5 protein-coding genes and 1 riboswitch are annotated in these 6,000 nt (G+C 71.0%); of the genes, 2 read left to right on the plus strand and 3 right to left on the minus strand.

Going from position 1 to position 6,000, the window contains the following annotated elements; all coding sequences use genetic code 11:
- The first annotated feature begins 73 nt into the window (after positions 1–73).
- A riboswitch (cyclic di-AMP (ydaO/yuaA leader) is annotated at positions 74–276 on the plus strand.
- Positions 277–280: 4 nt separating this feature from the next.
- The gene (locus ACFYZJ_RS25750; protein ID WP_388571655.1) at positions 281–796 is read left to right on the plus strand and encodes a transglycosylase SLT domain-containing protein; all 516 of its coding nucleotides are present in this window, start codon (positions 281–283) and stop codon (positions 794–796) included.
- Positions 797–821: 25 nt separating this feature from the next.
- Here the strand turns inward: ACFYZJ_RS25750 and ACFYZJ_RS25755 are convergent, their stop codons facing one another.
- The 3 genes from ACFYZJ_RS25755 to ACFYZJ_RS25765 all read right to left on the minus strand — a co-directional run bounded on the left by ACFYZJ_RS25755 (position 822) and on the right by ACFYZJ_RS25765 (position 4,414).
- Positions 822–1,646, minus strand: a complete 825-nt coding sequence (locus ACFYZJ_RS25755) for an HAD family hydrolase (protein ID WP_388571656.1) — start codon at positions 1,644–1,646, stop codon at positions 822–824.
- Positions 1,647–1,848: 202 nt separating this feature from the next.
- Positions 1,849–3,051, minus strand: coding sequence for an FAD-dependent oxidoreductase (locus ACFYZJ_RS25760; RefSeq protein ID WP_388571658.1), 1,203 nt, complete (start codon positions 3,049–3,051; stop codon positions 1,849–1,851).
- A 121-nt stretch (positions 3,052–3,172) separates the two neighbouring features.
- Positions 3,173–4,414 (minus strand): ATP-grasp domain-containing protein, encoded by a 1,242-nt coding sequence (locus tag ACFYZJ_RS25765; protein ID WP_388571680.1) that lies wholly within the window; start codon positions 4,412–4,414, stop codon positions 3,173–3,175.
- Between the two features lie 244 nt (positions 4,415–4,658).
- Here ACFYZJ_RS25765 and fahA point away from each other — a divergent pair, with 244 nt between their 5' ends.
- Entirely contained in the window at positions 4,659–5,876 is a 1,218-nt protein-coding gene (gene fahA / locus ACFYZJ_RS25770) for a fumarylacetoacetase (protein WP_388571660.1), read from the plus strand.
- Positions 5,877–6,000 lie beyond the last annotated feature (124 nt).

The raw sequence follows: 6,000 nt of genomic DNA on the forward strand, positions 1-6,000 counted from the left end.
AAGGTCATTTACCTTGGAATGTGACTTCCTGGCTTGTTCCCGACATGTGCTCTCGCATACCTTCCCAATCGATCCGAGCGGATCGCCGAATCCTGCCGCCGCTCGCGAGCCCATCGACCCATAACGGCAGGAGCGGGGGACCCAGGTAAGTCGCCGGACCGGACACAGCACCGGAACGGCTTGGGGTGAAGCCGATTCCTCGGCACCGAGGACACGGCCGGGCACCTCCCCGCCCGAACCCGACAGCTCACCTCGCAGGCGTTGGAGAGGACTAAACGACATGCCCGCTTTCGCCCTGCCCGCACGCCGTCGGGACCGCCGCTCCAAGGCCGCGCGCCTCACCCGTGCCCTCGCTGCCGCGGGGACGGGTGCCGCCGTTCTCGCCCTCCCGCTCATGGGTGCGACCAGCGCTTCCGCCGCGACCCCCACGTCCGCGGCGACCAAGGCCGTGACCGCGAACACCCTGACCACGCGCGCCACCAACCTCGACGGCTGGATCCGCCAGTCGCTGGTGGTCATGCGGCAGCACGGGATTCCCGGCTCCTACTACGGCATCTACCGCAACGTGATGCGTGAGTCGTCGGGCAACCCGTCCGCCATCAACCTGTGGGACTCCAACGCCCGGATGGGCATCCCGTCCAAGGGCCTCCTCCAGGTCATCGCCCCGACCTTCCGCGCGTACCACGTGCCGGGCACGTCGTGGAACATCTACGACCCGGTGGCGAACATCACGGCCGCGTGCAACTACGCCGCCCACCGGTACGGCTCCATCGACAACGTCCACAGCGCGTACTGACGCTGTCCACCGCGCGGACCGAGGCTCAGACCGAGGTCCGGCGGTCCCCGAAGAGTCGTTCGAGGACGACGGCGATGCCGTCGTCCTCGTTCGACTTCGTGATCTCGTCGGCCATCGCCTTGAGTTCGGGGTGGGCGTTGGCCATGGCGACGCCGTACGCGGCCCACTCGAACATCGGGATGTCGTTCGGCATGTCACCGAACGCGATGGTCCGGGACGGCCCCAGGCCCAGATACTCGGCGGCGAGCGCGAGCCCCGTCGCCTTGGTGACGCCGCACGGCTGGAGTTCGACGGTGCCGGGCCCGGACATGGTGACCGACGCCAGCGAACCCACCGCGCTGCGCGCCGCCGTCGCCAACTCGTCGTCGCTGAGGGCGTGATGGCGCAGCAGCACCTTGCTGATGGGCGCGCACCACAGGTCGTCGCGCCGCTGGACCCGCACCGCGGGCAGCGTGGGATGCGGCATCCGGTAGCCGGGCTCGATGAGCGTGAGCCCGTCCACGCCGTCCTGGTCGACCGCCGCGTACACCTGCCCCACCTCGGCCTCGATCTTGCCGAGCGCGGTCTCGGCCAACTCCCGGTCCAGGGTGACGGAAAACAGCAACCGGTCCGCGCCGGCGTCGTACACCTGCGCGCCCTGTCCGCACACCGCGAGCCCCCTGCCGCCGAGGTCGTCGAGCAGCGGCCGCACCCTGGGCGCCGGTCGCCCCGTCACCACGAGGTGCTGCGCGCCGGCCGCGGCGGCCCGCGCCAGCGCGGCCCTCGACCGGTCGGAGAGCGTGTCGTCACCGCGCAGCAGCGTCCCGTCCAGGTCAGTGGCGATGAGTGAATATGCGAGGGGTGCGGCCATGATCAGAGAATACGGATGGAACACCCCCGCGACTCACCGCCGACCAGCCGACGTCCGGCACACCCACCGTGAACCGGCCGACCTCCACCTACCCACTGTGAACCGGCCAGGGGCGCCGGTTGAACACTCCGCGGCCCCCGTGGCCCCCGTGGCCCTTCCCGGCGGAAGGGCCACGGGACGGTGGTCCGGTGGCCGGCCGGTGTCAGCCGTGGGCCGCCGCCAGGTGCTTCGCCAGGCGGGGCGACGCGAACTCCGTGCCACAGACGAACCGCATCACCGGGCCGTACGAGGCCGCCGCCGGCAGGCCCGTGAAGTACAGGCCCGGCACCGAGGACACATAGCCCGCGCCGAGCTTCGGGGCGCCCCGGCTCACCGCCAGCCGGGTGCGCAGTTCATGGCCCAGGAAGTCCATCGCTGAGATGTCCACGCGGTAACCGGTCGCGGCGATGACGTGGTCCGCGGTCAGTTCCTCCGTGCGGCCCGTGTAGGTGCGGACGGTGAGGGCCGGGGTGCCGTCCACGACGGACGCACGGATGATGCCTTCGACCTCGCGCACCTGCACCTTCTCCTGGAAGCGGTCGCGCAGCCACCACGCGCCGAGCGGGCCGAGGACGTGGCGCACCAGGTAGTGGCGGGTCTGGGCGGGCAGGAAGCGGTACGGGTGCGGGTAGTAGCTCAGCGCCCACAGGGACCAGGCCCGCCCGAAGGGCGACTCGGGGCGCAGCTTCGGCTGGTCCCACGGGGGCGCGCCGAAGGCCACCTTGCCGCTCCCGCGCGCCACCACACGCACCCGCGCGCCCGCCTCGGCCGCCAGCGCCGCCGTTTCCAGCGCGGACTGGCCGGCGCCGACGACGAGCAGGTCCTTGCCGGAGAACCGGCTGAGGTCGTGGTGCTGGGAGCTGTGCGAGACCGGGCCGGTGGGCGTGGGGCCGTCGGCTGCCGCGGTGGCCAGCTCCGGCGGAAGGTGGGCGAGGCCCGACAGGCCGGTCGCGACCACGACCGCGGGGGCGGTGAACAGCTCGCCCGAGTCCAGCTTGAGTTCGAAGCCACCGCCCTTGCTGCGGTCCACGGCGACCACCCGAACCCGCTCCAGCTCGGGCAGCAGCTTCTGCTGGAACCACTCCCCGTACGCGATGAACGTCTCGACCGGGATGATGTCCTCGTCCGTCACCAGTCGGCGGATGCCCGCCGCGTCGCAGTAGTCGGCCAGGGTGTGGCCGCGCTGGGGCGCGTCGATGCTCGAGGCGACCGGCGTGGACTTCAGGAGCATGCCCGCGGGCATGTTGTCGCGCCAGCTCACCATGGGCTCGCCGAAGACGCGGACCGGGATACCGCGCCCGCGCAGATGGGCGGCGGTGGACAGGCCGAACGGCCCGGCACCGATGACTGCTACCGGTTGAATCACGAAGTCCCTCCCCAGGACGCTACGTGCCTACTTCGTGGTGGAGCGGGTACGCCTGCGACGTACCGGCCGCCCGCCTACTACGCAACGGCCGTACGTCCACTACGTACCGGCCAGACGCCTGCTACGTACGGGTCGTGCTGCCGCGGCGGTTGGTCCGCCACAGCTGATAGAGGTGCTTCGCGCCCGGCCGCACGAAGCGCGCGAGCATCGTGACGAACGGCAGTGGGTCGTCCCCCGCGAACCAGGCCAGCTCCGTGCCGCTCGCCCGGGGCGGTGCGTGCGGTGTGGTGTAGCCGCTGCGGCGGTAGGCGAGCAGGGCGGGCAGGTCGATGTTCTCCACGATGTACCGGTGGCCCGCCCGCTGTTCCCCCTCCGGTACGGCTCGGCCGGTCAGGTCCAGGTGCATGGCGCGGACCACGTCCACCCCCGACTCGTTCTCGAACAGTCGGAACTGGGCGCCCACGCGCGGGTTGAAGTCGAGCAGTTTGTACCGGCCGTCGCGGCGGTCGAAGCGGAGGTCGAGGTCGACGATGCCGGTGAAGCCGATCTGTTTGATGAAACGCGCGGCGAGATCGGCGAGTTCCGGGTTGTCGACGACGTACGCGTTCGCCGTCATGCCCGCGTGGGGCGGCCAGGAGCGCACCTTGACGCCGGTGAACAGGGCGAGCGGGGTGGAGTCCTGGTCGAAGTACGCGTGCACGATCCAGTCCTCGGCCTCCTCCCGGGGCAGGTACTCCTGGAGGATCACGCCCGGGTGCTCGCCCCAGTCGCGGGCGAGCCTCAGCAGCCCCTCACGTGTGGCGATCTTGGTCGTGCCGCCCACGGCGGGCCGTTCGCGGCGCACGAACGCCTCGCGGTTCTTCGCCACGAGCGGGAAGCGGGCCCTGTCGGCGAAGCCCAGGATGTCGTCGTACGACTGCGGGAAGGCGGCCTGGGGGCTCGGGATGCCGTGTTCCACGCACAGTTCGTGCAGACCCTGCTTGCTGGCGAGGCGGCGCGGGAGCCCCGCGTCCACCTTCGGGAACAGGAAGGGGCCGGTGAGGGCGTCCTGGTGTTCGGCGATCAGGACCGCGGCCTCCTCGTCGGTGGGGACCAGGACCGTCGGCCGGCCGATACGGCGCCCGATGCGCAGCAGGCCCTCCACGAGCCGCTCCGGTTTCTCCGTCCCGGTGGTCGGCCACACGAAGGCGCGCCGAAGATAGCGGGAGGCCGCGGCCGGTGTGTAGCGGTCCTCCGTGATCGCGTACATCGGTACGCCGAGCCGGCCGAGACTGCGGATCGCGCCGACCCCGCCGTGGTGCAGCGGGTAGTCGCCGAACTTCACGATGAGCCCCGGCACGTCGCGGTCCGCGTCGAACGGCACACCGCCGGTGCTCCTGGCCACGGGTCCCCCCACGTGTCCCCCTTACGGACCGGACCCACCCCGTCCGTGTCCCCCAAAGGACGCTAAGCCGGAATAGACCCCTCCGACAAGACCAATACGGACATTGCAAACTCTTTAGGCACTGCCCAAGACAGGTGACTCAGCCGTAACGTGTGCGGCGACCACATGGAACGCACCCCCAGGTACGGCACACCTGACGTGCACGAGAGCGAGGCAGCATCCCATGCCCCCCTTCGACGTTCCCGAGGGCGACCCCTTCGGCCCGCACAACCTCCCCTACGGCGTCTTCTCCCCCGCCGGCTCCGACGAGCGGCGCGTCGGCGTCCGCCTGGGCGACCACGTGCTCGACGCCGGCGCGGCGGCCACGGCGCTCGGCTCCCCGTACGCCTCCCTGCTGGTACGTCCGTCCCTGAATCCGCTGCTGGCCGCCGGCCGCACCACATGGTCGGATGTGCGGCGGGCGCTGACGGCGTGGGTGACGGTGCCCGCGCACCGGGAGACCGTGGAGCCGCTGTTCCACCCGCTCTCCGAGGTGACGCTGCATCTGCCCTTCGAGGTCGCGGACTACGTCGACTTCTACGCTTCCGAGAACCACGCCCGCAACGTCGGGCAGATCTTCCGCCCGGACGCGGCGGACTCCCTGACCCCCAACTGGAAGCACCTGCCGATCGGCTACCACGGCCGATCCGGCACGGTGGTGGTGTCGGGCACGGATGTCGTACGGCCGTCGGGGCAGCGCAAGGCGCCCACCGACCCGGCGCCCGTCTTCGGCCCGTCGGTCCGTCTGGACATCGAGGCGGAGGTGGGTTTCGTGGTCGGCGTGCCGTCGCGGCTGGGACAGCCGGTGCCGCTCACGGCCTTTCGCGACCATGTGTTCGGCCTCTGCCTGCTCAACGACTGGTCGGCGCGGGACATCCAGGCCTGGGAGTACGTGCCGCTCGGGCCGTTCCTCGGCAAGTCGTTCGCCACCTCGGTCTCGGCGTGGATCACCCCGCTGGACGCGCTGCAGGAGGCGCGGGTCGCCCCGCCCGAGCGCACACATCCGCTTCTGCCGTACCTGGACGACGCGGAGGAGGAACCGGGAGGCTACGACCTGCGCATCTCCGTCGCGATCAACGGTCACGTGGTCTCCGAGCCGCCGTTCTCCACCATGTACTGGACGGCGGCCCAGCAGCTGGCGCACATGACGGTGAACGGCGCGTCCCTGCGCACGGGCGACCTCTACGGCTCCGGCACGGTGAGCGGCCCCACGGAGCGCGAACGCGGCTCACTGCTGGAGCTGACGTGGAACGGGCGGGACCCTCTCGAACTCCCGGATGGCAAACGGACGTTCCTGGAGGACGGGGACGTGGTGACGCTGACGGCCTGGGCACCGGGGCCGGGTGGGACGCGCGTGGGTCTCGGGGAGGTGACGGGACGGGTGGTACCGAGCCTGCGTTAGCTGCGGGCAGTCGGCCGACGTGGCTGCGGGGGGGGGTGCCTCTATGTCTTTCGTCAAGCGAGGCGTGGGGTTCTGGGTTCGTAGAAGGTTCCGTCGCGGAGCATGGCGAACAGCACGTTGATCC

The organism is Streptomyces sp. NPDC001848 (genome assembly GCF_042891915.1).
Classification (GTDB): Bacteria; Actinomycetota; Actinomycetes; order Streptomycetales; family Streptomycetaceae; genus Streptomyces.